Raw genomic sequence first — 23884 nt, forward strand, 5'->3', positions numbered from 1 at the left:
CAAACCCTTTATGTTGAGAATGGGTGAATGGTGCATGCATTCACTGGGGAGATTGCGACCCGGTCGTTGACTTATTTGGATAGGCTGTCGGGATTTCTGTGACCGCGAGGAGATGGGTAGCGATCCTCGACCGTTGGACATCGGCGGATGCTGACAGCTGATAATGCTGTCCGGGTCAGGCCGCGTCGCTGGCTGCCGCGATCAGCTTTCCCGGGTTTCCGCGCACCGTCGCGCCGTCGGGCACATCTTCGGTGACAACGGTGCCGGGAAGCACCACCGCGCCGTTGCCGACCTTCAGTCCGGGCAAGACGATCGCGCGGGCACCGAGGGTTGCGCCCTCACCGATATAGGTGTGCAACCAGACCCTGGTGGCGATGTCATGGGTCAGCACGACGGCCTGTTCGCCGATCACCGCACGGGCGGCGATGTGGACTCCCTTGGGAAAGGTACGGTCGATGAGCGCGCTGCTCGCAATGTCGGCGCTTGGATGAATATCCATCCCCCAGACACGCGTTTGAACGAGGCGCCGCCATTTGCGAGCGAACATGTGATCTGGCCCCCCTCCAGAATATCAAGAATGTGCGTAAGCCTCTTCCCGATTCGCCTCAACCCGCAATATGCTGCCGCAGCATGTTGCGGTCGCTCGATCAACTGGATTTCATCCGTCTGCCGCTCTACGCGTTGCGGCGATGGTGGCTGCAGCGGCGCTACGGCGTCGTAACCCATCCGAGTACGCGTATTTCCCTGCAGGCACGGATCGTCTCTGGCGGTCCCGGGTCGATTGTGGTCGGACAACATTCGGTGATCGCCTTCAAGACCCTGCTCCTTGCGCGCGACGGCGCGGGCCGGGTCCGTCCGATCCGCATCGGCGCGCGCTGTTTGATCGGCGGCGGCGCGACGATCCTGCCCGGAGTGACCATCGGCGACGGATGCGTGATCGGCGCAGGTGCCGTGGTCTACGACGACATCCCAGCCGGCTGCATTGCCGTCGGTAGCCCGGCCCATATCGTGCGCCGCGGGATCGAGACCGAGCGTTTCGGCCGGCTCAAAGGGATCGACGGCAACGAGGGCCAGGATCCCCACGCCGCATCGGGCGCCTGATTGATGTCCCGAAGGTGCGAAGACGGTTCGGAACGAAGAAGGGGAGCCGCGCGCCCTAGCACGCGCCTCCCCAGTCAGGTCCCCGCCGGAGAATAGGCGATCGCAAGCGGGGAAGGCTTGGATCAGAAGCGGGTGCCGACGCCGAAGCCGAACACAAGCGGGTTGATGTCTACCTTGGTCTGGTTGATCGCGCCGCCGGTGTTCAGCCGCGCCGTGGTGCTCATGTCGATGTACTTCACGTCGAGGTTCAGGAAGAACTTCTTGTTCAGATCGATGTCCACGCCCGCCTGCAGCGCATAGCCAACGCTGTCCTTCAGCGAGAGGCTGGTCTGGCCCAGCGCCTTGTTGAGCGAGGCGCTTGTCTTGGCCGAATAGAAGGTGGTGTAGTTGATGCCCGCGCCGAGATAGGGGCGCACCGCTGCCTTGGGCAGGAAGTGATATTGCAGCGTCAGCGTCGGCGGCAGAACCCAGGTGTGGCCGACCTTGCCGAGCGACGAAATCGCCTCGCGGCCCTGGAGGTCGTGGCGGGTGCTGGAGACGATCAGCTCGGCGCCGATATGGTCGGTGGCCATGTAGGTGAAGTCTACCTCGGGCATCACCGCGTCGCCGACGCCCACCTTGGCGGTGGGCAGGGCGGGGGTGATGCCGGTGGACGATTCATTGGGGGCGACGACGATGCCGCGCAGGCGGACCAGCCAGTCGCCGGCCGCGATGCCCGCTCGGTCCTGTGCCTGGGCGCTCGCGGTGGAGGCCAGCAGACCGGCAGCGGCTAGACCGACAAAAAGCGAAGTACGCATGGTTCATTTCTCCTCGTGTTCGACGAGGCATCGGGTAGCGGCAAGCATCTCGCCCGGTTTTGATCGGGCGCAACGTTGCGCGTAGGTAATGTTCCCAAGCTGGTCCGTTCGCCTGCCTGGGACCAATACGTAACGACACGCCGCCCGCGCGCGAGGCATGCAGCGCGCGGAGGCGGATATGTACATGGATCGAAACCAGCCGGACGTGGGTGCTGCGGAATGGAGCCTGCCGGCGCGCTGTGCGGCGTGCGGCGTGCGGATGGCGTCGCTCTGCGGCGGCATCTCGGCGGGCGCGCTCGAGGCGCTCAATCGTATCGGCCGAAAGCGCGTGCTGCGCCGGGGCGAGGCCCTGATCTGGCAGGGCGACGTCGCCGAGCAAGTGGGCATCCTCCACCACGGGCTGGTCAAGCTCTCTGCGTCGCTGGAGGATGGTCGCGAGCAGATGTTGGGGCTGGCCTTTCCGGCGGATTTCGTCGGCGCGATCGGCGAGCGGCCGTCGAGCCACTGCGTCACCGCGCTGACCGAGACCGAACTCTGCGTCTTCCCGCGCAGCGCGCTGCCGAGCCTGGTCGAGGCGCATCCCGAGATCGGCCAGGCGCTGCTGACCCGCGCCTATGACGAGCTAGACCAGCTGCGGAAATGGATGCTGCTGCTCGGCCGCAAGTCTGCCGAGGAACGTGTGGCCAGCCTGTTGTTGCAGTTCGCGGCACGCGGTACCTGCAGCTCTGGCGCTCCGGTTGCCCTGCCGCTTACCCGCCAGCAGATGGCCGAACTGCTCGGGCTGACGATCGAGACTGTCAGTCGCAAGCTGACTGCAATGAAGCGCGACGGCGTGATCGCGCTGCCCGATCTGCGCAGCTTCGTGATCCTCGATGCCGCGGCGCTCGCCGTGCTGGCGGCCGAGACTCCGTAACTAACCGCATGTCGGCGCGCAGTGCATCTGCCTAGCCTGGGTTCATCCACGAAGAAGACCGGATGAAATGGAGGCGACCATGAAGAATGTACTCGTTCTGATGCATGACGACGCCGGACAGGAGGCGCGGTTCCAAGCGGCACTCGACTTGACGCGGGGGCTGGAAGGGCATCTGCGCTGCGTCGATATCGCGATGGTGCCGGCCTATGTCGGCGATTATGTCGAATTCGGCGGCGGTGCGGCGCTGCTCGCGGACGAACAAACCCGCGAAGCCGCCAACCGCGTGCGGATGGAAGGCCGTCTGAAGGGCGAGAACGTGCCCTATGACTGGGTGGATGCGACCGGCTTCGCCCGCGAATGCCTGCGCGACGCGACCGCGCTCGCCGATCTGGTGGTGCTCAATCGCGAGCTCGACAAGGTCGACTATCCCGACATGCGCGACCTGATCTGCGACACTATTCTCAAGACCGGCAAGCTGATCGTTGCCGTGCCGGAAAAGGCGCTTGGCTTCGATCTGTACGGCCATGCGGTGGTGGCATGGGACGGCTCGCGCACGGCGGAAGCTGCGCTGCAGGCGACGGTATCGCTGCTCAAGCATGCCGGCACGGTGACGATCCTGGTGGTCGACGAAGGATCCTTGCGGCTGCCGGCGGCAGAGGCGGCGGAATATCTGTCGCGGCATGGCATCCGGCCCGAGGTGCGGGTGGTGCCGAAGACGGATACGGCGGGCGGCGCGATCCTCGCCGTCGTGGAGGCGCTCAAGGCAGCCTATCTGGTGATGGGCGGCTTCGGCCACAGCCGCTTCCTCGAAGCGGCGTTCGGCGGCGTGACGCGGCGGATGCTCGCGGAAAGCCCGGTGCCGCTGCTGCTGGCGCACTGACGCGGGCGAATCGCGAGCGCTCTTGCCCGTCATCAAAAGAAAAGGGGCAGGCAACCCTGGATGCCTGCCCCTTTTCTTGTTCGCACGGCTCGAAACGGCCGCGGCGACCTCGCTTACTTGACGTGCTTGGCGAGGTGCTTGTTCATTTCGAACATGGTGGCCTTGTCGCCGCCGAAGATCGGCTTCAGCGTGTCGTCGGCCAGGATTTCGCGCTTGTTCGCAGGGTTCTGCAGGTTGTTCTTCTTGATGTATTCCCACACCTTGCTGACGATCTCGCTGCGCGGCAGATCGGCGGTGCCCACAATCTTCGCCAGTTCGGGCGACGGGGTAACCGGCTTGGCAATGCCACCGCGTGCTTTGGTCTCGGCCATCGTGTCTAACTCCTGTTCGTACCCCTTATTGGGGCTATTCCTTCGTCAGCGCCTCGGGATTGAGAGGCTTCCTCCCCCTTGTCGCGACCAACGATGTACTGCGGTTCGTGCGGTGATGCACGCCCCTGTACGCCTTTGACTGCGGGAAAGGGCTTCTGTCCAGCGCAGACCGCACCGAAGCGCGGCGAACCGCTGTTTTGCGGCGCTGCGGTGGTGCAGCCGGGCAACACTTTGCGGCAAAGACGCAGCAATATTGCGCGTTCAGGCCAGAACCCTGCTTTGGACAAGCCCTTCGAACGTCCCGCGCACGTCCGGCGCCGCGTCGGCCGTAAGCCGCTGAACGTCCGCCAGGAAGCCCGCGGCGTCGGCGCCCGGCGCACGATGCGCCATCTCCCAGTGCCCGAACTCCCGGCGATCGACGATGCGGCGCGAGAGCAATACAATCGCGCGATGCCGCGGATCGCGCCGTATACGGGCATAGGCGCTCTCCACCGCATCCTCAGGACCTTCGAGCGCCTGAAGGAAGCGGCCGCCGTCCGCGTACAGCAGGCCGCTGATCCGATCGCGCGCATTGTTGCGGCGGGAGACGGTCAGGATGTCCTGGGTCGGGCAGGGTGCGGCCGGGTTCGTGGAACTGACATAGACGAGCTGCAGCATGAAAATCCTCTCCTGCGAGCGCGCTTTTTCAGCGTCGCGTGGTTAATAGCAGATAAAGAACGCAGGCGCGCGCTTGTTTTTCAGGTGTTTAGTCCAAGCTGGACAAGATCGTATAATTCCGGCATCAAGGCGGCCGTGATCGACGCCCTGCGCCTTACCCTGCGACTTATCCGCCCTTAGGGGCCGATTTCGCACGCGCGCGTCTCCCCTAAGGGCAAACTGGAACTTCCCTATCGCATCACGGCTGCGCTAGGCGCGGCCAGACCTTGAAGAGAGACACGGCCCATGTTGCGCGACCCCAGCGTCAAATATCGTCCTTTCCCCCAGGTGGATCTGCCCGATCGCCAATGGCCTAGCCGCACCATCACCAATGCGCCGCGCTGGCTCTCCACCGATATGCGCGACGGCAACCAGGCGCTGATCGATCCGATGGACGGCGAGAAGAAGACCCGCTTCTTCGAGCTGCTGGTGAAGGTGGGCCTGAAGGAAATCGAAGTCGGCTTCCCGAGCGCGGGGGCGACCGAGTTCGACTTCATCTCCGGGCTGGTGCGCGAGGGCAAGGTGCCCGACGACGTGATCGTCCAGGTGCTCACCCAGTCCCGCCGCGACCTGATCGAGACCAGTTTCCAATCGCTCAAGGGCGCCAAGCAGGCGATCGTCCACCTCTACAACGCGGTGTCGCCGGCGTGGCGCCGCATCGTGTTCGGCATGAGCCGCGACGAAGTCCGCCAGATCGCCATCGAAGGCGCCAAGGTGCTGCGCGACGAGGCGGCCAAGCAGCCCGACACCGAATGGCATTTCGAATATAGCCCGGAGACCTTCTCCACCGCCGAGCTCGATTTCTCGGTCGAGGTCTGTGAGGCGGTGATGGACATTCTGCGTCCGACGCCGGAGCGCCCGCTGATCCTCAACCTGCCTGCGACGGTCGAGGCGGCGACGCCCAACATCTATGCCGACCAGATCGAATGGTTCTGCCGCAACATCCGCAATCGCGAGAGCGTGGTCATCAGCCTGCACACGCACAACGATCGGGGCACCGGCGTCGCCGCGTCGGAGCTGGGCCTTCTGGCAGGTGCCGACCGTGTCGAAGGCTGCCTCTTCGGCAATGGCGAGCGCACCGGCAATGTCGACCTGGTGACACTCGCGCTCAACATGTACACTCAGGGGCTCAATCCCGGGCTCGACTTCTCGGACATCGACGAGGTGATCCAGACGGTCGAATATTGCAACCAGCTGCCCGTCCACCCGCGCCACCCCTATGCCGGCGACCTCGTGTTCACTGCCTTCTCCGGCAGCCACCAGGATGCGATCAAGAAGGGCTTCGCCTCGCAGGCGGCGCGCAACGACCAGGTGTGGGACGTCCCCTATCTGCCGATCGATCCCAAGGATCTCGGCCGTGATTACGAGGCGGTGATCCGGGTGAATTCGCAATCGGGCAAGGGCGGCGTCGCCTGGGTACTCGAGCAGGACAAGGGGCTCAAGCTGCCCAAGCGGATGCAGGCCGAGTTCTCCAAGCACGTCCAGGCGCTGGCCGACGAGACCAGCCGCGAGCTCAACGCCGCCGATATCTGGGCGCTGTTCGAGCGCGTGTATCTGCCCGGTGACAAGGACAGGATCACGCTGGTTGACTATGAGGAAACCGGCAGCGCGGGCAGCCGCGTGTTCGTCGGTCGCATCTCGATCGACGGTGCCGCGCAGTCGATCTCGGGCCGGGGCAACGGTCTGATCTCCGGCGTCGTCGATGCGCTGGCGGGTTCCACCGGCCCGCGCTTCGACGTGGTCGACTATAGCGAGCACGCGATCGGCGGAGGCGCGGACGCGCAGGCGGCGGCCTATGTCGAGTGCCGCACCGAGGATGGCCGGACGGTGTTCGGCGTGGGTATCGACGCCGATATTGCAACCGCCTCGGTGCGCGCGGTCCTCAGCGCCGCCAACCGGGCGTGACGTAAAAGTCCCTGCCCTCGGAAGGGCAGGGACTTCCTCTCCTATCAGTGCACCGTTGCCAGCTCGCCCATTTGGGCAGCGGCACGCGTGCCGGTGGTCCGCTTAAAGCGGAAGGCGCCGGCGCGCTGGGCGAGGGCGTTGACCTCGCTCGACAGGTTGCGGATCGCCGCCGAGGTTTCCTCGACCATCGCCGCGTTCTGCTGCGTCACCAAGTCCATCCCCTTCATTGCGGTCGACACCTGACTCACCGCTGCCGACTGCGCATGGTTGTCATGGTCGATCGCGGCGATCAGGTTGTGCACCGCCTCGACGTCCCCGGAGATCGTATCCAGTGCCGTGTCGGTGTCGTGCACAGCATCGGCGGCCTGGAGGATGTCGGCCTGGGTCTCGCTGAGCATGTCGCGGGCCTGCTTGGCCTGGTCCTCGGCGCGGAGTGCCAGTGCGGCCACGAGGTCGGCGACGACCATGAAGCCGCGGCCCGCCTCGCCGGCGCGGCCGGCCTCGACCGCCGCGTTCATCGCGAGCACGCGCGTCTGGAAGGCGATCTTGTCGAGGCCCTCGATCACGCCGTCGATATTCTTGGCACTGCCGCTCGCGCGGTCCATCGCCTGCACGGCGCGGGCGGTGGTGCCGCGGCCGTCGCGGAGTGCCGTGGTCGCCTCGCCGGCCCGCTTCACCGTGTTGTCGGCGGCGATCATCGTCGCGCGCAGGCGCTCCTCGATCTTCGCCAGCGCTTCAGTGGCCTGGGCGAGATTGGCCGCGCTCTTCTCGGTGCGGTGGGCCAGATCCTCGGAGCCGTGCGCGACCTCGGACGAGGTGTTGCGGATATTGTCGGCGCTCTCGCTGACCAGCTGCACGCGTGCGCGCAGCGAGGCGATCGCCTCGTTGATGTTCTGCCGAAGCACCTCATATTCGGCCGGGAAGCGCTGGTCGATCGTGCGGCTGAGATCGCCCTCGCGCAGCGCCAGCAGCCCGTTGCCGAGCACTTCGGTGACTTCGCGCTGCTCCTCCAGCTTGCGCGCATCGGCTTCGCTCTGGGCGGCCGCGGCGGCGCGGTAATGCTCCAGCCCCGAGGCGATGCGGCCCATTTCGTCGGTGCGATCCTGGTAGGGGATCGTCGCTACTTCACCTTTGGCGAGGCGATCCGTCAGCGCGGAGAGCGTGCCGACCGGTTCCAGCACCCGGCGATACATGGTGATGTAGAAATGCGCCGCCTGGCCGCCGACGATCAGCGCCAGCACCACGACGATACCGATCGCAAGGTAGAATTCGGATACGCCATTGGCCGCCACGCGCTGCTGCTCGGCCAGCGTCATCGCGACGAGCCTGTCCACGGCGGCGCGATGCTTGTCGTACAAGCCCTTCAGTTTCGCGTAGCTGGCGTCGAGCGCCGCACGGTCGCCTTTGCGCGCCGCGGGGAGGAAGCCCTGTTCCAGCTCGTTCCAGAAGGCCTCGGCCGCGGGGTGTGCCTGCTGGAGCAGCTGGCTGCGCAGGCTTTCGTCGACGCGGGCGGTCTGCCAGAATTTGTTCCGGTCCAGATAGAGCTTGCGCAGGTCTGCCAGTTTCTCGGCGTGGGTGCCCAAGGTCTCCGGGTTGCGGGCGATCAGCGTCGCTTCGAGAAATGGTTCGATGATATATTCGGGGGGAGGAAGGATGTCCGCAATCAGGTCGGCATTGACCTGCTGGTGCAACTGCACGTCGCCGCCCATGCGAATGCGATCGAGCCGCCAGGCCGCCAGCGAGCCGCCGACCACCAGAAGCGCCATCATGGCCAATGCGCTGTTGCGAACGAAACTAGCAATCGACATCCACGATCCTCTGGTGACAGGCGCACGCGTCCCCCAAGCGGACCTCCGGCGAGGAGGGTCTTTCGGTAGATTATAGGGGGGAGGATCGAAGCGGGTTGCCCCGAATCGGGATTATTCCTGCATATTCGTAAGAATACGGATCACCTCGCAGCCGACCCGGGCATCGGGGTAGATATCCTGCTTGGCGGACCGGACGCGTACCTCGACAACACGGGGGTCGCGCATCGCCAGCGCTGCGACCTGCTCGCACAAGACTTCCTGAAGTTCGAAATGACGCGATCGGACAAGGGCATGGATGCCCTCGCGGAGAAAGTCGTAATCGACCACGGCGTCGATCCGGTCCTCGGGTACCGCCGGGTAGCGGCAGGTCATCGCCACATCGATGCGCACGCGCTGCGGGGCGGCGCGCTCATGCGCATGGATGCCGAGGCCCATCGAGACCTCCAGCGCTTCGAGATGGATCACATAGTCAGGCATCGGGGCGGTGCTCGCGTCCTTCGAACATCACGTCGCTGTCGCGCGTGAGGAAATGCTGGCCGCAATCGACATAGACATTCTGCCCGGTGATGCTGCGGCATTCGAGCAGGTGCGCGACCGTGGCGGCGATATCGGCCGGGTCGACCGGGCGGCGGAGCAGGTTCTGGTTGCCGGTACGGGCGAACTCCTCCTCCGTCTGGTCCAGGCTGGGCAGGGTGAGGCCGGGCGACACCGCGTTCACCCGCACGCGCGGCGCGAGCTTCTGCGCCAGCATATGGGTGGCGCCCTGCAGCGCAAGCTTCGAGCAGGTGTAGCTGAAGAAGTCGGGGTTGAGATTGCCCACCTTCTGGTCGAGCAGGTTCACGACGGCGCCCTCCGCCAGATCGGCCTGTGCGGCGAGTGCCATGGCGAGGCCTACGGGGGCGGCGAGGTTCACATGCATGTGCCGGTCGAGCAGGGCATAGTCGGCGATCGGCGCCTGATCATAGGCGAACAACGAAGCGTTGTTGACCACCGCATCGAGGGGGGCGCCGAACGCGCCGCGGCACGCCTCCACGAGCGCGGCGGGTGATATCGGGTCGGCAAGCTCGGCGCAGACGACCACCACCGTAGCGCCTCCCGCGCGGAGTTCGGCGGCAAAGGCCTCGGCTTGCTCGGGCGCGTGATGGTGGTGGATCGCCACGGCCCAGCCGCGCGCAGCCAGCCCTCGGCTGATCGCCGCGCCGATCCGCCGCGCGCCGCCCGTGACCAGCACCCGCCCAGGCATCAATAGCCCATCAGCTTGAGCACTTCGGCCCGGCTGCGCTCGTCCTCGCGGAACACGCCCATCATCCGGCTGGTGACCATGCCTACGCCCGGCGTGCGCACGCCGCGGCCGGTCATGCAGCCATGCTGTGCCTCGATCACCACCGCGACGCCCTGCGGATGCAGGTGATTCCAGATGCAGTCGGCCACTTCAGCGGTAAGCCGCTCCTGCACCTGCAGGCGACGGGCAAAGGCGTGGAGGACGCGCGCGAGTTTGGAGATGCCGACAACGTGATTCCTGGGCAGATAGGCGATCGATGCCTTGCCGGTAATCGGTGCCATGTGGTGCTCGCAATGTGACTGGAAGGGAATGTCCTTCAGCAGCACGATCTCGTCATAGCCGCCGACTTCCTCGAACACGCGCGCGAGATGGTGCGCCGGATCCTCGCCATAGCCCGCGCAATATTCCTTCCAGGCGCGGGCGACCCGCTGGGGCGTGTCGAGCAGGCCCTCGCGATCGGGGTCGTCGCCGGTCCACCGGATCAGCGTGCGGATCGCCTCGGCGACATGCTCGGGCACGGGGATCTTGGGCGGGGGGGCGACGATGTCACCGTCTACGGGGTCATGGTGAGGATCGTGCATGTCTGTCTGTCCTTTCGCCGCGCGTGGCGGGTTCGGACTGCAGAAACAGCAAAGTGGCTACCGGTGCAACCCGGGGTCAGCGCTCGAACAGCCGATCGAGCGGGCCGTCGGCCAGGCACCAGAGCAGCGCGACGAGTGCAGCGCAGGCGAGGCCGGCGGCGGGGGAGGCCACCGCGAGCGCAAGTCCGACGAGGTAGAGACCGCAGGCCAGCGTACTCTTGCGCAGCGTTCGGCGGTGGTAGCGCTCCGCCTCCGCCGAGTGCGCGCCGGTGCGCCGGATCACCCGCTGCAGCCAGTTATAGGCGAAGGAGGGGAGGAGCATCACTGCCATGTAGATCAGCGTGGCCTCGCCGCTGAAATGTTGTTCGCCCAGATAAGCGGTCGCGAACGGGATCAGCGACAGGGTGAACAGCAGCACGATGTTCGACCAGAGCAGCGCGTTGCCGGCGCGGGTGGCGAACTGGAACAGCTTGTGGTGGTTCACCCAGTAGATCGCCACATAGGCGTAGCTGAGCGCATAGGCGAGGAAGACGGGCCATTGCGCTGCCAGCGCCGCTAACCCGGGTCGCTCCGGCGCGTGCAGCTCCAGCACCATGATGGTCACGATGATGGCAATGACGCCATCCGAAAACGCCTCGACACGCTTGGCGCCGTCGCGGCCTTCCTGGTCCTGCATATCTGATCTCCTGCCCGCGCCGGTGGTGGCGCAGGCAGGAGGGCAGGGCAACTAAACCAAGGGTTTACTTGGCCGAGAACGCCGCGTTGATGTGCAGCTTCACTTCGTCCGAGACGAAGGGCACATACTTGTCCATGCCGAACGCGCTGCGGCTGATCGTGGTGGTCGCCTCGAAGCCGAAGTTCAGCTTCTTCATCATCGGGTTGGTGCCCGCGCCGACCAGGCTGGTCTCGAGCGTGACGGGCTTGGTGACGCCGTGCAGCGTCAGGTCCCCGGTGATCTGCGCCTTGGTGCCGCTCACGACGACCTTGGTCGAGACGAAGCGGATCGTCGGATACTTGGCGGCGTCGAAGAAGTCCGGCGAGGCGAGGTGCTTGTCGAGCGCCGCGACGGTGGTGACGATGCCGCTGGTCGGGATGGTGATGTCCAGCTTGGCATCGTTCGGCTTGGCCGGATCGATCGTCAGCGAACCGGTGGCGCCGCCGGCCTGGCCGGTGAACTGGCTGAAGCCGAAGTGATTGACGGTGAAGTCGACCTGGGTATGGCCGGTATCGACCGCATAGGTGCCGGCGGGAACGCGGGCAGCGTCGGCCTGGCCGGGCAGTTCCTGAGCGAAGGCGACCGGGGCGGCCGCGAAAAGAGCGAGAGCAAGGAGAGCGCGCATGGATGTTCCCTTCGGGGTGGTTGCGTCGCTCCCGTAATGAGGCCGCCGGCCACGCAAAGCTAGTGCGCAGCCGGCAACCGAGTGTTTCCGCTTGTGATCAGTTCTTCGACTGATCGACCAGCTTGTTGGCGGTGATCCACGGCATCATCGCGCGCAGTTCGCTGCCGACCTGCTCGATCTGGTGGCGCTTGGCGGCGATGCGGCTGGCCTTGAGCTCGGGCTGGCCGGCGCGGTTGTCGAGCACGAAGTCCTTGACGAAGCGGCCCGACTGGATGTCGGCGAGCACGCGCTTCATTTCCTTCTTGGTCTCTTCGGTGATGATGCGCGGGCCGGTCTTGATGTCGCCATATTCGGCGGTGTTCGAGATCGAGTAGCGCATGTTGGCGATGCCGCCTTCGTACATCAGATCGACAATCAGCTTGAGCTCGTGGAGGCACTCGAAATAGGCCATTTCGGGGGCGTAGCCCGCCTCGACCAGCGTCTCGAAGCCGGCTTGGACCAGCGCCGTCGCGCCGCCGCACAGCACGGCCTGCTCGCCGAACAGATCGGTCTCGCATTCCTCGCGGAAGTTGGTCTCGATGATGCCCGAGCGGCCGCCGCCGACGCCCGACGCATAGGCCAACGCCACGTCATGCGCGTTGCCCGAGGCGTCCTGGTGGATCGCGATCAGGCAGGGGACGCCGCCGCCGCGGACATATTCGCTGCGCACGGTGTGACCCGGGCCCTTGGGCGCGATCATGATCACGTCGATGTCCGCCGGCGGCTCGATCAGGCCGAAATGCACGTTGAGGCCGTGGGCGAAGGCGAGCGCCGAACCCGGCTTCATGTTGCCCTTGAGATCGGCCTCCCAGATCGCCGCCTGGTGCTCGTCGGGCGCGAGGATCATCAGGATGTCGGCCCAGGCGGCCGCTTCCTTGTTCGGCAGCACCTTGAAGCCTGCCGCTTCTGCCTTGGCGGCCGAGGCCGAACCCGGGCGGAGCGCGATCGCGACTTCCTTGACGCCCGAGTCGCGCAGGTTCTGCGCATGGGCATGGCCCTGGCTGCCATAGCCGAGGATGGCGATCTTCTTGTCGGTGATCAGGTTCAGATCGGCGTCGCGATCGTAATAGACACGCATGGTGGTATTTTTCCCTTTCAAATCTGCGGTGCGCGGATGCGCGGAGAAATTCAGGCGGCTTCGCGGCCGCGCGAGATGGCGACGATGCCGGTGCGGGCGACTTCGATCAGCCCCACTTCGCGCATCAGTTCGACGAACTTGTCGATCTTGTCGATCGTGCCGGTGACCTCGAACACGAAGCTGGAGATGGTCGCATCGACCACGCGGGCGCGATACACCTCGGCCAGGCGCAGCGCCTCGATCCGGTGATCGCCGGTGCCAACCACCTTCACCAGCGCCAGCTCGCGCTCGACATGCTCGCCCTTGGTGGTGAGGTCGACCACCTTGTGCACCGGCACCAGCCGCTCGAGCTGGGCGATGATCTGCTCCATCACCGGCGCGGACGCGAAGGTGACGATGGTGATCCGGCTGATCAGATCGTCGTCGCTGATCTCCGACACGGTGAGCGACGAGATATTGTAGCCGCGCGCCGTGAACAGGCCTGCGATCCGCGCGAGGATTCCGGGCTCGTTATCGACGATGACTGCCAGCGTGTGGCGCTCGATGGCTTCTTCCTTGATGTGCATTTCTACCCCTTCGATCCTGCCCGCGCCGGGAGGATCCAAAATCCGGTCAAACCAGCGCCTTGGCCTCGTCGTCCATCTCGCCGGAGACTTCGCTCGCCTGGAGCAGCATCTCGGTATGGGCGGCGCCCGACGGGATCATCGGGAAGCAATTGGCCAGCTTGGCCACGCGGCAATCGACCAGTACCGGGCCGTCATGGTCGAGCATCGCCTGGATGCCGTCGTCCAACTCGGCGCGCTTCTCGATGCGGATGCCCTTCCAGCCATAGGCCTCGGCCAGCTTCACGAAATCGGGCAGCGCGTCCGAATAGCTCTCGGAGTAGCGCGACTGGTAGGTCAGCTCCTGCCACTGGCGGACCATGCCCATATATTCGTTGTTGAGGATGAAGATCTTTACCGGCAGGCGATATTGCGTAGCGGTCGCAAGCTCCTGGATGTTCATCTGGATCGAGGCTTCGCCCGCAATGTCGATCACGAGCTCGTCCGGATTGCCCAGCTGCGCGCCGATCGCCGCCGGCAGGCCATAGCCCATCGTGCCAAGCCCACCGCTGGTCAGCCACTTGTTCGGCGCCTCGAAGCCGAAATGCTGGGCCGCCCACATCTGGTGCTGGCCGACCTCGGTGGTGATGATCGGCGCGCGGTGCCTAGTCGCCTCGTACAGCGCACGGATCGCGCGCTGCGGCATGATCGCTTCGCCCGCCTCCGGGAAATCAAGGCAGCGGCGCGCGCGCCAGCCCTGGATGCGGCTCCACCACTCGCCGAGATCGGGCTTGGGATGGCCGCGCGACTTCCAGCTCTCCACCATCGCGTCGAGCGCGCGCGCGCAATCGGCGATGATCGGCAGGTCGACGCGGACATTCTTGTTCACGCTCGAACGATCAATATCGATGTGCACCTTGCGGCTGTTCGGCGCAAAGGCATCCAGCCGCCCGGTGACGCGATCGTCGAAGCGCGAGCCGACCGCGATGATCAGGTCGGCCTGGTTCATCGCCATGTTGGCTTCATAGGTGCCGTGCATGCCGAGCATGCCCAGCCACTGGTCCGACGAGGCGGGCAGGGCGCCCAGGCCCATCAGCGTCGAGGTGACCGGTGCGCCGGTGAGCGCCGCCAGTTCGCGCAGCAGGCGCGTGGCCTCGGGTCCCGAATTGATCACGCCGCCGCCGGTGTAGAAGACCGGGCGCTCGGCCGCCGCCAGCATGTCGACCGCTTCCTGGATCTTCGCCGCTTCGGGCTCGGTCTGAGGGCGATAGGTCTTGTGCTGGATCGGGCCCGGCGCCTCGTAGCGCGCGGTGGCGACCTGGACGTCCTTGGGGATGTCGATCACGACCGGACCCGGACGGCCCGAAGTGGCGATGTGGAAGGCCTCATGGACGGTCGCGCCGAGCAGCTCCGGCCGCTTCACCAGATAGTTATGCTTGGTGCAGTGGCGCGTGATGCCGACCGTGTCTGCTTCCTGGAAGGCATCGGTGCCGATCAGTGTCGTCGGGACCTGGCCGGTGATGACGACCATCGGGATCGAATCGAGCAGCGCATCGGTGATGCCGGTGATCGCGTTGGTCGCGCCGGGACCCGAGGTGACCAGGACGACGCCCGGCTTGCCGGTCGAGCGCGCATAGCCCTCGGCGGCGTGGGTCGCGGCCTGTTCGTGGCGGACCAGGATGTGCTTGATCCGGTCCTGCTTGAACAGGGCGTCGTAAATCGGGAGCACGGCACCGCCCGGATAGCCGAACACGACTTCCACCGCGAGGTCGGTCAAAGCCTCGATCAGGATGTCTGCGCCGCTCTTCTCGGTCACGTTTACCTCCACGCACTCGCGAAAATGGGTTACTGTACGGAAAGATTCCGTCGAAGACGCGCTGCTAGCCGCACGAAAATGATGCGTCAACCCCTAAGGAAATAATTTCCTTTCAAATTGCTCCAGGTTTTTGTACGTATCCGTCTCCGTCGTCACCTCCCACCCCCCGGGAGGCTGGCGGCGGAACCAGGTGTACTGGCGCTTGGCATATTGGCGGGTGGCAGTGGCGCCCGCTTCCTGCGCCTGTTCGGCCTGCCATTCGCCGCGGAGCATCCTGCCGATCTCGTCGACGCCGATCGCACGCAGCACCGGTGCATCCGCGGGGATGTCGGTGCGGGCGAGCAGGGCGCGAACCTCGCCCTCGGCGGTGGCGAGCATGGTGGCGAAGCGGCGGTCGATCCGCTCGCCCAGCCAGGCGCGATCGGGGAGCAGGATCATCGCGGCGAGCTGGACCTTGTCGCCGATGCCGCCCTCGCGGCGATCCTGCCAGTCGGCGAGGGTGCGACCGGTGGAGCGCACCACTTCGAGCGCGCGCGCGACGCGGGTGGTGTCGGTCGCGTGCAGCCGCGCGGCGGCAGCGGGGTCGGCAAGGGCGAGCGCGGCATGTGCCTCGGCGACGGGGAGGGCGCGGACCTCGGCGCGGATGGCGGGGTCGATTTCGGGGATCGGGGCGATGCCGTCGATCAGCGTGCGGAGATAGAGGCCGGTGCCGCCGACCAGGATCGGCAGGCGGCCCTCCGCATGGGCCTCGGCGATGGCGGCACGGGCCTCGGTGGCCCAGCGCGCGGCCGAACAAGCGTCGGCGCCGTCGATATGGCCGAACAGCCGGTGCGGGGCGCGGGCTTCTTCTTCCTCGGAAGGGCGGGCGGTGAGGATGCGGAGATCGGCATAGACCTGCATCGAATCCGCATTGATCACGGTGCCGCGATGCTTTTCGGCGAGCGCCAGCGCCAGCGCGGACTTGCCGCTGGCCGTCGGCCCTGCAATGAGCGCGACGCGCGACAGCCCAGGGGAAATCATGTTCATTGCGACGCTGATAGCAGCCGAATCGATCGTCGAACGCGATATTTTGGATGCAATTGAGAAGCTGAACCCACTTTGTGGCGTGGTCAGCTGGAATTGGCTTGATGAGGGCCGCGCTGCCGACATCCAATTCCGCGAGGACCCGGACTGGGCGAGCGGCGTTCTCGCGCCGTATTTCGAGCGGACCGACGTCATCACTCAGCCTGCTGCACACCGCGAGAAGAAGCTGCTCGTCGCCGACATGGATTCGACGATGATCACCGTCGAGTGCATCGACGAGCTGGCCGACTATGCCGGCATCAAGCCGCAGATCGCCGAGGTGACCGAACGGGCCATGCGCGGAGAGCTGGACTTTGCCGAGGCGCTCGACGCGCGTGTCGCGCTGCTCAAGGGCCTGCCCGAGACCGCCATCGACCAGTGTCTCGAAGAGCGCGTGCGGCTGATGCCCGGCGCCCAGGCGCTGGTGCAGACCATGCGCGCGCGGGGTGCCCACACGATCCTCGTCTCGGGCGGCTTCACCCGCTTCGCCGAGCCGGTCGGCACCCGGATCGGCTTCGATCGCCGCATCGCCAATGTGCTGGAGATCGAGGGCGGGGTGCTCACCGGCACCGTCACCAAGCCGATCGTCGACAGCAGCATCAAGGAAAGCACGCTGCTCGGCGCAATGGCCGAGCTGGGCCTCGCGCCGGAGCAGACCATGGCGGTGGGCGACGGCGCCAACGACCTGGCGATGATCCGCAAGGCCGGGCTGGGCGTCGCGTACCACGCCAAGCCGATCGTCGCGGCAGCGGCGGGCGCGCGCGTTGACCATGGCGACCTGACGGCGCTGCTCTACGCCCAGGGCATCGCACGCGCCGACTGGGTGACCGGCTGAGGCCTTAGCGGACCCCGCGTCCAAAGGTGTAGCTGAGCGCGAGCCCGCCGGAGAACTGGTTCTTCGAACCATAGCGCTCGGTGATGGGCGAGCGCGACGCGTCGCCGGTCAGCCGGTCATAGGCGAGATAGCCGTACAGACCCCAGCGCGTGGTGAGCTGGCGGATGCCGGTCGCGGCGAGGCCGACGCTGTGCACGACATTGTCGCCGACCTGGTAGACCGGGATGCGGGCGGCGGCGGCGTCGCGCTGCGTCACGCCGAAATAGGCGCGGCGGTATTTGGCGTCGGACAGGCCCAAGCGCGGGCCGATCGATATCAGCCAGCGATCGCCGTCGCGCTCAATGTAATCAAGCGCAAGCATGCTGACCACGCCTTCGTGCCCGCCTGCGCCCTTGCGCAGCTCCGCATAGGCGCGAATCTTGGGCGCGAGATAATAGCCTGCGAACACGCCGGGTTCGACGGTGAAGTTGACCTTGGTGAGATCCGCATCGGCGCGGTTGCGGGTGCGGGCGCTCTGGAAGCCGACCACGATGCCGGCCTCCAGGCCGTGGCGGTCGTAGATCGCGACATTGGGGTTTTCGTCCGCTGCCTCGAACTCGAACTGGTCGTCGCCGCGGGCACTGGCGAAGTCGAACAGCGGGCGCACTGCATTGTGATCGGCGCCGGGATAGCTGGGCGTGGCCTGTGCGCCGACGGCGATGCGATAGCGGCGCGGCGGCTTGTCCCCCGCATCGGACTGCGCATGGGCAGGCGTCACGAACGCGAGCATCAAGCCCAGGCACAAGATCGATCGTTGCATGTATTTTCTCCCCGTCAACGTTGCACTGCCATGCAGGGCTTGATCGTGCCACACGCTTTTTCAGCCTCGGCCCGTGAGGGGAAGGGTCCGATCAGTAAGCGCGTGAGCTGGCCGGACTTGGGGTAAGCGGGTTGGCGGCCGGGGAAGCGGGTGCGGACCTGCCCCCAGAGCCGCTCGGCATTGCTCGGCGTCGCGAAAGCGCCGAGCTGGAGGCGCCAGCTGCCGGTGGCCCGCTCCGGCGGCGCGGCGGCGACCGCCGCTTTGGGTGCGCGGGTAACGGTTGCGAGCGGGGCTTGTCGGGCGGACGGGCTCTTGGCGGGCGGGTTTGCCGCCGTGCGCGTCTCCTGGGCGTAACGCTGCGCCAGGGCCTGCGCCTGCTGACGATCGGCCGCAGGAATGTGCTGGTCCATCTGCGCCAGCGTGCGCGTCGCGGCATCGAGTCCGCCGGCCGAGGCCCGCAGCATCAGCGCATAGGCGCGCACCCAGTTCTTCGCGACGCCGTCGCCGTTGAACAGCATCACGCCGAGCAGATATTGCGCGCGCGGCTCGCCATGCGCGACGGCGCGTTCCAGCCAGGGCACGGCGGCTTCGCGCTTGCCGTTCTCGAACAGCATCATGCCGTAATTGGCCTCGCCCAGATCATGCCCCTGCAGCGCGGCGAGGCGATACCATTTCTCGGCCTCGACCATGTCGACCGGCACGCCGCGCCCCAGCTTGTAGATCTGGCCGATATTGTATTGCGCGTCCGGATCGCCCTTTTCGGCTGCCGGGCGCCAGGCCAGCAGCGCGCCCGCATAGTCGCCACGGTTATAGGCTTCGACGCCGGCCTTGACGGCCGCGTCCTGCGCGAGCGCCGGTGCGGAAAGGCCGAGACTGGCAAGGAGCAACAAGGCGGCAGTCAGGCGCATGGCGAATCCCCTCTTTGGCGGCCGTTCGGACGCGGCGCCCTTGGCTTAGCGGCTTAGGGCGGCCCCGTTAACTCGATCTTATTCGCGGTCGTGGCAGACAGGCTGCGAGTATCCGTCGACGTCGAGAGGGTAGATGCGCGTTTTGGCGCTGGCTTCACAAAAAGGTGGATCGGGCAAGACGACCTTGTCCGGCCATCTGGCGGTGCAAGCGCAGCGCAGCGGCGCCGGCCCGGTGGCGATGATCGACCTCGATCCGCAGGGCTCGCTGACCGACTGGTGGAACGAGCGCGAAGCCGAACTGCCGGCGCTCGCCCAGACCAGCATCGCCCGGCTCGCCGCCGATCTCGAGCTGTTGCGCCAGCAGGGCTTCAAGCTGGTGGTGATCGACACGCCGCCGGCGATCACCCCCGCCATCCTCACCGTCATCCAGGTCGCCGAGCTGATCGTCATCCCGACGCGGCCCAGCCCGCATGACCTGCGCGCGGTGGGCGCCACGGTCGAGCTGTGCGAGCGCGCCCACAAGCCGCTGCTGTTCGTGGTCAACGCCGCGACCGCCAATGCCCGGATCACCGCCGAGGCGGCGCTGGCGCTCTCGCAGCACGGCACCGTCGCGCCGATCATGCTCCACCATCGCACCGATTTTGCGGGTTCGATGATCGACGGGCGGACGGTGATGGAGGTCGATGCCGGCAGCAAGTCCGCTGCCGAGGTGGAAAGCCTGTGGGCCTATGTCTCGGACCGGCTCGAGAAGAATTTCCGCCGCACCGTGTTCGCGGCCCCCGCCGCGGCAGCGTCGTTCGCCGCCGCGCGCCCCGCGGGCGGCTTCGGTCGCCGGGTGGTGAATTGAGCCCGATGGACAAGCCGATCGCCTCGCTGAGCGCCGGTCTGCTCGCCCGCAAGGGACTGGCGCGCAAACCCGTGTTGGCACTCACCGACCGCGACGCCGTGGCCGAGCAGCTTGCCCGCACCGCGCGGGCAACCAAGGATAAGGCCGCGTTCACCCTGCGCCTCGATGCCGAACGCCGGCTGCGGCTGCGGCTGGCGGCGGCGGTTACCGGCCGCTCGGCGCAGCAGCTGGTGACCGAGGCGATCGACACGATGCTGGCCGACATGGCCGAGCTGGAACCGCTCGCGCGCCGGATCGCCGCGCTCGAAGGACGAGAAACCGCATGAAGTTCCGCAAACTCCTCTCGATCGGCGCGGCGCTGCTCGCGCTGGGCGGCACCGCCGCGACCGGCGTGATGGTGCACGGCGCCGCCTTTGCCAGCGTCGCATCCAACGCCAAGAAGGCCGCGCGCGAGGCGAGGGCCGCGCAGAAGGCGCTCGCCGCGCACAAGGCGGCAGCCGCCGTCGCTCATGCCGAACAGGCGGTGGCGAACGATCCGCAGCGCGGCGACTATCGGACCCTGCTCGGCCAGGCCTATCTGCTCGCGGGTCGCTTCACCTCGGCCGGCCAGGCGCTGCGCGACGCGTTGGCGCTGAACCCCGAGGACGGCCGCGCGGCGCTCAACCTCGCGCTGGCCAGCATCGGCAACGGCGATTGGGGCGGGGCGCGGACGCTGCTTCAGGCCCATGCCGCGCGCATCCCCGCCGCCGATCTCGGCCTCGCGACCGCGCTCGCGGGCGACCCGAACGCCGCGCTCGAGATTCTGGCACCCGCGGTGCGGGCGCCCGACGCGACCGCACGCACCCGGCAGAATCTCGCGCTGGCGCTGGCGCTTGCCGGTCGCTGGGGCGAGGCCAAGGCAGTCGCGGCGATGGACGTAGCGCCGGATCAGCTCAACGCGCGCATGCTGCAATGGGCGAGCTTCGCGCGGCCGGCCAATGCCTATGACCAGGTCGCGGCGGTCCTCGGCGTGCAGGCGGTGCAGGACGGCGGGCAGCCGGTCGCGCTCGCGCTCGCCAAGCAGCCAGACTTTGCGGCCCTTACGCCCACGCCGACGCCCACGGTTTCCGCGGAGCCGGAACCCCAGCCGGAGCCGATCCCCGTCAATGAACCCGCGCCCGCGCCGGTGCCGGTCTTCAAGCCGGCGCCCGTCCGCATGGCCAAGCCCAAGCCGGTCAAGCCGCTGCCGCCCAAGCCCGCACCGGTCACGGCGGCGAGTGGGCCCTATGTCGTCCAGCTCGGCGCCTTCGCCAATGCCGGCGTGGCACGCGACGCCTGGCAGAAGCTCAGCGGTCGCGTCGCAGCGCTTCGCTCGCTCAAGCCCCAGGGCGCCACCGTGCCGGGCGGCACCGCGACGCTCTATCGCCTCTCGGTCGGCGGCTTTGCACGCAACGATGCCGATGGGGTGTGCCGCGCCGTCAAGACCGGCGGCGGCAGCTGCTTCGTGCGCATGGCGGCGGGTGACGCGGTGGCGAGCTGGTACAAACCCGCCAATCGCGTCGGCATCGCCGCGCGCTGAGCCTTCAGACCAGGGCGCCGCCCTTGTAGAGCTGCAGGACCCGGCCCTGGGTGGGCAGGCGATCGAACGGCGTGTTGCCGGCGCGCGCGTTCATCTTGCGCGCGTCGATCACCCAGGGGGTTTCCGGATCGAGCAGGATCAGGTCGGCCGGCAGCCCCGGCTTGAGCGCACCGCTCTCCAGCCCGAGGATCTTTGCCGGATTGGCGGCGAGCAGCGCGAACAGCCGATCGAGGCTCAGCTTGCCGTCGCGCACGAGCGTCAGCGACAGCGCCAGCAGCGTCTCCGCACCCGCCATGCCGGGCTCGGCATCGGCGAAGGGCAGGCGCTTGGCCTCGGGGCCGCGCGGATCATGGCCGGAGGCGATCACGTCGATCGTGCCGTCCGCAACCGCCGCCAGCGCCGCCCGTCGATCGCTTTCGTCGCGCAAGGGCGGCGAAAGGCGGGCGAAGGTGCGGAAGTCACTGATCGCGATGTCCGACAGCAGCAGGTGCGCGGGCGTGATGCCGCAGGTGACCCGTACGCCGCGTCGCTTGGCGGCACGGATCAGGTCGAAGCCGGCCGCTGTGGTCACCTGGCGGAAGTGGAGCTTGGCGCCGGTTTCCTCGGCGAGCATCAGGTCCCGCGCGATCGCGAGCGGCTCGGCGATCGAGGGGGCGCTCGGCAGGCCCAGGCGCGCGGCGGTTTCACCCGCGGTGGCGACCGTGCCGTCGGCCAGCCCGCCGTCCTCGGCATGGGCGACCACCGTCAGGTTCAGGTCGCGCGCGTAGAGCAGTGCCTTGCGCATCGTCCCGGCATTGGCGATCCAGCGCCGCCCGGTGGCGATGGCACGGGCACCCGCCGAGGCATTAATCGCAATCTCGGCCAGATCCTCGCCTTTCAGCCCCTGCGTCGCGGCGGCAAGCGGATGCACCCAGAGCTGCGGTTTGCCGGAGACGGCGGCGCGGCGGACAATGCCGGGATCGTCGAGCACCGGCGACTGGTCGGGCATCAGGCCGACGCGGGCGATCCCGCCGAAGCGGCAGGCGCCTTTGTCCACGGCGAACACGCCAAGGTCGATCAGCGCTGGGGCGAGCATCTTGCCGGCGACGTCGACGACTTCGGCATCGGCCGGCGCATCAACCGTGCCGACCGCGGCAATGGTGTCGCCCCGGACGAGCAGGTCGCCTTCGGAAACCCCGCCCTCCGGGCAGACCAGCTTGGCGTTGCGGAAGAGGATGCTGCTCATGCCCAGCCCTCCACACCGCGCGATCGTCGGGTCAGCACGTCCAGGCACGCCATGCGTACCGCCACGCCCATCTCTACCTGCTCCGTGATCGCGCTGCGCTCGGGGTGGTCGGCGACGATCGAGTCGATCTCGACCCCGCGGTTCATCGGACCCGGGTGCATCACCAGCGCATCGGGCTTGGCCCGGGCGAGGCGTTCGGGGGTGAGGCCGTAGCGCATGTGGAACTCGCGTGTGGAGGGGATGTAGCCGCCGGCCATGCGTTCGTTCTGGACGCGGAGCATCATCACCACGTCGGCGCCTTCCAGCGCGGCATCGAAATCGGTGAAGGGGGTGACGAACATCCGGTCCATCGCCGGCGGCATCAGCGTCGACGGCGCGACCACGCGCACCTCGGCCGCCAGCGCGGTGAGGGCGAGAATGTTGGAGCGGGCGACTCGGCTGTGGAGGATGTCGCCGCAAATCACCACGCGCTGCCCTGCCACCGATCCGCGACGGCGGCGGATGGTGAGCGCGTCGAGCAGCGCCTGTGTCGGGTGCTCGTGCCAGCCGTCGCCGGCGTTGAGCACCGGGCAGTCGACCTTGTCGGCGATCAGCCGGACCGCGCCCGAACTGGCATGGCGGATCACGATCACGTCGGCGCGCATGGCGTTGAGCGTCACGGCGGTGTCGATCAGCGTCTCGCCCTTTTTCACGCTGCTCTGCGCGGCGTGCATGTTGACGACGTCGGCGCCCAGCCGCTTGCCGGCGATCTCGAACGACAACAAGGTGCGCGTCGAATTCTCGAAAAAGGCGTTGATCTGGGTGAGGCCTTCCAGGCGCTTGTCGCTCTTGGCGCGGCTGCGATTGGCCTCCACCCATTGTTCCGCTTCGTCGAGCAGGAACATGATCTCGTGGGGCTGGAGTCCCGAAATGCCGGTGAGGTGCCGGTGCGGGAAAACGGCGCTGCCCTGAATCTGGGCACCGGGGCGATGATCGGAAGTGTGCATTAAAGCCGCCGCCTAAGCCCTGCGGCGGCGGCGCGCAACCCGGTCAGACGTTCACCAGTCCGTCGATCGCGCCCTGCAGAATATAGGCGGCAGCCATCTTATCGATCAGTTCGGCGCGCTTGGCGCGGCTGGCGTCCTGCTCGATCAAGGTGCGTTCCACTGCAACGGTGGACCAGCGCTCGTCCCACATCAGGATCGGGAGGCCCATGTCCTCGCAATTGCGGGCGAAGGCGCGAGTCGACTGGGTGCGCGGGCTATCGGTACCGTCGAGGTTAAGCGGCAGGCCGATCACCATGCCGACCACCTGCTGCGCCGTGATCAGCTCGATCAACGCTGCCTTGTCCTTGGTGAACTTCGACCGGCGGATCAGCTGTGCGGGGCTGGCGAAGCTCCAGCCGGCATCGCACAGCGCCGTGCCGATCGTCTTGGTGCCGACGTCGAGGCCGATCAGGCGGCCGCCCTGCGGCAAGGCTGCGCGGAAGTCGCTGGGAATGGTCGTGATCACCGGGCGGCTA

27 protein-coding genes are annotated in these 23884 nt (G+C 67.0%); 8 read left to right on the top strand and 19 right to left on the bottom strand.

The genetic code is table 11. The features are described from left to right. Positions 1-175: 175 nt before the first annotated feature. Positions 176-547 (bottom strand): acyltransferase, encoded by a 372-nt coding sequence (locus tag QZ670_RS03295; RefSeq protein ID WP_294252192.1) that lies wholly within the window; start codon positions 545-547, stop codon positions 176-178. A gap of 83 nt (positions 548-630) precedes the next feature. Here QZ670_RS03295 and QZ670_RS03300 point away from each other — a divergent pair, with 83 nt between their 5' ends. After that, positions 631-1101, top strand: a complete 471-nt coding sequence (locus tag QZ670_RS03300; RefSeq protein ID WP_294252195.1) for a DapH/DapD/GlmU-related protein — start codon at positions 631-633, stop codon at positions 1099-1101. Positions 1102-1223: 122 nt separating this feature from the next. Here the strand turns inward: QZ670_RS03300 and QZ670_RS03305 are convergent, their stop codons facing one another. Further along, positions 1224-1898: an OmpW family protein gene (locus QZ670_RS03305; RefSeq protein ID WP_294252197.1), complete on the bottom strand. Its 675-nt coding sequence runs from the start codon at positions 1896-1898 to the stop codon at positions 1224-1226. A 178-nt stretch (positions 1899-2076) separates the two neighbouring features. Here QZ670_RS03305 and QZ670_RS03310 point away from each other — a divergent pair, with 178 nt between their 5' ends. Beyond that, positions 2077-2811, top strand: a complete 735-nt coding sequence (locus QZ670_RS03310; RefSeq protein ID WP_294252199.1) for a Crp/Fnr family transcriptional regulator — start codon at positions 2077-2079, stop codon at positions 2809-2811. Between the two features lie 79 nt (positions 2812-2890). Beyond that, a complete protein-coding gene (locus tag QZ670_RS03315) occupies positions 2891-3691 on the top strand; it encodes a universal stress protein (RefSeq protein ID WP_294252202.1) in 801 nt (266 codons plus the stop codon). Between the two features lie 113 nt (positions 3692-3804). On the opposite strand, the gene QZ670_RS03320 is transcribed toward QZ670_RS03315, so the two are convergent. Together QZ670_RS03320 and QZ670_RS03325 are read right to left on the bottom strand one after the other, a co-directional pair. Continuing rightward, entirely contained in the window at positions 3805-4062 is a 258-nt protein-coding gene (locus QZ670_RS03320) for an SWIB/MDM2 domain-containing protein (protein WP_010543335.1), read from the bottom strand. A 261-nt stretch (positions 4063-4323) separates the two neighbouring features. Beyond that, positions 4324-4719 (bottom strand): BLUF domain-containing protein, encoded by a 396-nt coding sequence (locus QZ670_RS03325; protein ID WP_294252216.1) that lies wholly within the window; start codon positions 4717-4719, stop codon positions 4324-4326. Between the two features lie 285 nt (positions 4720-5004). On the opposite strand from QZ670_RS03325, the gene leuA reads away from it, so the two are divergent. After that, a complete protein-coding gene (gene leuA, locus QZ670_RS03330; protein ID WP_294252219.1) occupies positions 5005-6663 on the top strand; it encodes a 2-isopropylmalate synthase in 1659 nt (552 codons plus the stop codon). Between the two features lie 44 nt (positions 6664-6707). Here leuA and QZ670_RS03335 read toward each other — a convergent pair whose 3' ends face one another. The 10 genes from QZ670_RS03335 to miaA form a co-directional block, all read right to left on the bottom strand. After that, positions 6708-8432: a methyl-accepting chemotaxis protein gene (locus QZ670_RS03335; protein ID WP_294252222.1), complete on the bottom strand. Its 1725-nt coding sequence runs from the start codon at positions 8430-8432 to the stop codon at positions 6708-6710. 150 nt (positions 8433-8582) lie between these two features. Then, complete coding sequence (locus QZ670_RS03340; protein WP_294252225.1) at positions 8583-8948, bottom strand: dihydroneopterin aldolase; 366 nt, start codon at positions 8946-8948, stop codon at positions 8583-8585. After that, positions 8941-9714 carry an SDR family oxidoreductase gene (locus QZ670_RS03345; RefSeq protein ID WP_294252229.1) on the bottom strand — a complete coding sequence of 258 codons (774 nt, stop codon included), beginning with the start codon at positions 9712-9714 and terminating at the stop codon, positions 8941-8943. Before QZ670_RS03345 ends, QZ670_RS03340 begins: the two co-directional genes overlap by 8 nt. Further along, positions 9714-10334 carry a GTP cyclohydrolase I FolE gene (gene folE, locus QZ670_RS03350; RefSeq protein WP_294252231.1) on the bottom strand — a complete coding sequence of 207 codons (621 nt, stop codon included), beginning with the start codon at positions 10332-10334 and terminating at the stop codon, positions 9714-9716. Before folE ends, QZ670_RS03345 begins: the two co-directional genes overlap by 1 nt. Before the next feature lie 76 nt (positions 10335-10410). Further along, a complete protein-coding gene (locus QZ670_RS03355; protein ID WP_294252234.1) occupies positions 10411-11010 on the bottom strand; it encodes a TMEM175 family protein in 600 nt (199 codons plus the stop codon). Between the two features lie 64 nt (positions 11011-11074). Continuing rightward, positions 11075-11674: a YceI family protein gene (locus QZ670_RS03360; RefSeq protein ID WP_294252237.1), complete on the bottom strand. Its 600-nt coding sequence runs from the start codon at positions 11672-11674 to the stop codon at positions 11075-11077. A gap of 97 nt (positions 11675-11771) precedes the next feature. After that, complete coding sequence (gene ilvC / locus QZ670_RS03365) at positions 11772-12791, bottom strand: ketol-acid reductoisomerase (protein WP_294252240.1); 1020 nt, start codon at positions 12789-12791, stop codon at positions 11772-11774. Positions 12792-12841: 50 nt separating this feature from the next. Then, on the bottom strand, positions 12842-13357 hold the full coding sequence (ilvN, locus tag QZ670_RS03370) for an acetolactate synthase small subunit (RefSeq protein WP_064309708.1): 516 nt from the start codon (positions 13355-13357) through the stop codon (positions 12842-12844). A gap of 46 nt (positions 13358-13403) precedes the next feature. Then, positions 13404-15149, bottom strand: coding sequence for an acetolactate synthase 3 large subunit (locus QZ670_RS03375; protein ID WP_294252250.1), 1746 nt, complete (start codon positions 15147-15149; stop codon positions 13404-13406). 93 nt (positions 15150-15242) lie between these two features. Continuing rightward, entirely contained in the window at positions 15243-16175 is a 933-nt protein-coding gene (gene miaA, locus QZ670_RS03380) for a tRNA (adenosine(37)-N6)-dimethylallyltransferase MiaA (RefSeq protein ID WP_294252253.1), read from the bottom strand. Between miaA and serB the strand changes: the two genes are divergently transcribed. Next, on the top strand, positions 16168-17046 hold the full coding sequence (gene serB, locus QZ670_RS03385) for a phosphoserine phosphatase SerB (RefSeq protein WP_294252254.1): 879 nt from the start codon (positions 16168-16170) through the stop codon (positions 17044-17046). The genes miaA and serB overlap by 8 nt on opposite strands. A gap of 4 nt (positions 17047-17050) precedes the next feature. On the opposite strand, the gene QZ670_RS03390 is transcribed toward serB, so the two are convergent. Together QZ670_RS03390 and QZ670_RS03395 are read right to left on the bottom strand one after the other, a co-directional pair. Next, entirely contained in the window at positions 17051-17845 is a 795-nt protein-coding gene (locus QZ670_RS03390) for a MipA/OmpV family protein (RefSeq protein ID WP_294252259.1), read from the bottom strand. A gap of 14 nt (positions 17846-17859) precedes the next feature. Then, complete coding sequence (locus QZ670_RS03395; protein WP_294252262.1) at positions 17860-18753, bottom strand: SPOR domain-containing protein; 894 nt, start codon at positions 18751-18753, stop codon at positions 17860-17862. A 133-nt stretch (positions 18754-18886) separates the two neighbouring features. Between QZ670_RS03395 and QZ670_RS03400 the strand changes: the two genes are divergently transcribed. Genes QZ670_RS03400 through QZ670_RS03410 form a run of 3 tightly spaced genes read left to right on the top strand, consistent with a single transcriptional unit; the run spans position 18887 to position 21158 of the window. Next, positions 18887-19600 carry a ParA family protein gene (locus QZ670_RS03400; protein ID WP_294252264.1) on the top strand — a complete coding sequence of 238 codons (714 nt, stop codon included), beginning with the start codon at positions 18887-18889 and terminating at the stop codon, positions 19598-19600. 5 nt (positions 19601-19605) lie between these two features. After that, on the top strand, positions 19606-19926 hold the full coding sequence (locus QZ670_RS03405) for a hypothetical protein (RefSeq protein WP_294252267.1): 321 nt from the start codon (positions 19606-19608) through the stop codon (positions 19924-19926). Continuing rightward, positions 19923-21158: an SPOR domain-containing protein gene (locus QZ670_RS03410; protein WP_294252270.1), complete on the top strand. Its 1236-nt coding sequence runs from the start codon at positions 19923-19925 to the stop codon at positions 21156-21158. Before QZ670_RS03405 ends, QZ670_RS03410 begins: the two co-directional genes overlap by 4 nt. A gap of 4 nt (positions 21159-21162) precedes the next feature. Here the strand turns inward: QZ670_RS03410 and QZ670_RS03415 are convergent, their stop codons facing one another. The 3 genes from QZ670_RS03415 to ruvX are packed head-to-tail and all read right to left on the bottom strand — an operon-like array spanning position 21163 to position 23874. Next, positions 21163-22383 carry a dihydroorotase gene (locus tag QZ670_RS03415; RefSeq protein ID WP_294252275.1) on the bottom strand — a complete coding sequence of 407 codons (1221 nt, stop codon included), beginning with the start codon at positions 22381-22383 and terminating at the stop codon, positions 21163-21165. Further along, the gene (locus tag QZ670_RS03420; protein WP_084581839.1) at positions 22380-23369 is read right to left on the bottom strand and encodes an aspartate carbamoyltransferase catalytic subunit; all 990 of its coding nucleotides are present in this window, start codon (positions 23367-23369) and stop codon (positions 22380-22382) included. Before QZ670_RS03420 ends, QZ670_RS03415 begins: the two co-directional genes overlap by 4 nt. Positions 23370-23412: 43 nt before the next feature. Beyond that, positions 23413-23874: a Holliday junction resolvase RuvX gene (gene ruvX, locus QZ670_RS03425; RefSeq protein WP_294252282.1), complete on the bottom strand. Its 462-nt coding sequence runs from the start codon at positions 23872-23874 to the stop codon at positions 23413-23415. Positions 23875-23884: the final 10 nt, after the last annotated feature.

The sequence above is a fragment of the uncultured Sphingomonas sp. genome (assembly GCF_913774285.1).
Taxonomy (GTDB): domain Bacteria; phylum Pseudomonadota; class Alphaproteobacteria; order Sphingomonadales; family Sphingomonadaceae; genus Sphingomonas.

Coding starts and splice junctions, on each gene's coding strand:
- QZ670_RS03310 (WP_294252199.1), top strand. CDS start 2,077: ATGTACATGGATCGAAACCAGCCGGACGTGGGTGCTGCGGAATGGAGC.
- QZ670_RS03400 (WP_294252264.1), top strand. CDS start 18,887: ATGCGCGTTTTGGCGCTGGCTTCACAAAAAGGTGGATCGGGCAAGACG.
- QZ670_RS03415 (WP_294252275.1), bottom strand. CDS start 22,383: ATGAGCAGCATCCTCTTCCGCAACGCCAAGCTGGTCTGCCCGGAGGGC.
- QZ670_RS03395 (WP_294252262.1), bottom strand. CDS start 18,753: ATGCGCCTGACTGCCGCCTTGTTGCTCCTTGCCAGTCTCGGCCTTTCC.
- QZ670_RS03305 (WP_294252197.1), bottom strand. CDS start 1,898: ATGCGTACTTCGCTTTTTGTCGGTCTAGCCGCTGCCGGTCTGCTGGCC.
- QZ670_RS03340 (WP_294252225.1), bottom strand. CDS start 8,948: ATGCCTGACTATGTGATCCATCTCGAAGCGCTGGAGGTCTCGATGGGC.
- QZ670_RS03355 (WP_294252234.1), bottom strand. CDS start 11,010: ATGCAGGACCAGGAAGGCCGCGACGGCGCCAAGCGTGTCGAGGCGTTT.
- QZ670_RS03345 (WP_294252229.1), bottom strand. CDS start 9,714: ATGCCTGGGCGGGTGCTGGTCACGGGCGGCGCGCGGCGGATCGGCGCG.
- QZ670_RS03335 (WP_294252222.1), bottom strand. CDS start 8,432: ATGATGGCGCTTCTGGTGGTCGGCGGCTCGCTGGCGGCCTGGCGGCTC.
- QZ670_RS03300 (WP_294252195.1), top strand. CDS start 631: ATGTTGCGGTCGCTCGATCAACTGGATTTCATCCGTCTGCCGCTCTAC.
- QZ670_RS03420 (WP_084581839.1), bottom strand. CDS start 23,369: ATGCACACTTCCGATCATCGCCCCGGTGCCCAGATTCAGGGCAGCGCC.
- QZ670_RS03325 (WP_294252216.1), bottom strand. CDS start 4,719: ATGCTGCAGCTCGTCTATGTCAGTTCCACGAACCCGGCCGCACCCTGC.
- ilvC (WP_294252240.1), bottom strand. CDS start 12,791: ATGCGTGTCTATTACGATCGCGACGCCGATCTGAACCTGATCACCGAC.
- QZ670_RS03360 (WP_294252237.1), bottom strand. CDS start 11,674: ATGCGCGCTCTCCTTGCTCTCGCTCTTTTCGCGGCCGCCCCGGTCGCC.
- QZ670_RS03410 (WP_294252270.1), top strand. CDS start 19,923: ATGAAGTTCCGCAAACTCCTCTCGATCGGCGCGGCGCTGCTCGCGCTG.
- QZ670_RS03295 (WP_294252192.1), bottom strand. CDS start 547: ATGTTCGCTCGCAAATGGCGGCGCCTCGTTCAAACGCGTGTCTGGGGG.
- leuA (WP_294252219.1), top strand. CDS start 5,005: ATGTTGCGCGACCCCAGCGTCAAATATCGTCCTTTCCCCCAGGTGGAT.
- folE (WP_294252231.1), bottom strand. CDS start 10,334: ATGCACGATCCTCACCATGACCCCGTAGACGGTGACATCGTCGCCCCC.
- miaA (WP_294252253.1), bottom strand. CDS start 16,175: ATGAACATGATTTCCCCTGGGCTGTCGCGCGTCGCGCTCATTGCAGGG.
- QZ670_RS03315 (WP_294252202.1), top strand. CDS start 2,891: ATGAAGAATGTACTCGTTCTGATGCATGACGACGCCGGACAGGAGGCG.
- QZ670_RS03405 (WP_294252267.1), top strand. CDS start 19,606: ATGGACAAGCCGATCGCCTCGCTGAGCGCCGGTCTGCTCGCCCGCAAG.
- ilvN (WP_064309708.1), bottom strand. CDS start 13,357: ATGCACATCAAGGAAGAAGCCATCGAGCGCCACACGCTGGCAGTCATC.
- QZ670_RS03320 (WP_010543335.1), bottom strand. CDS start 4,062: ATGGCCGAGACCAAAGCACGCGGTGGCATTGCCAAGCCGGTTACCCCG.
- serB (WP_294252254.1), top strand. CDS start 16,168: ATGTTCATTGCGACGCTGATAGCAGCCGAATCGATCGTCGAACGCGAT.
- QZ670_RS03390 (WP_294252259.1), bottom strand. CDS start 17,845: ATGCAACGATCGATCTTGTGCCTGGGCTTGATGCTCGCGTTCGTGACG.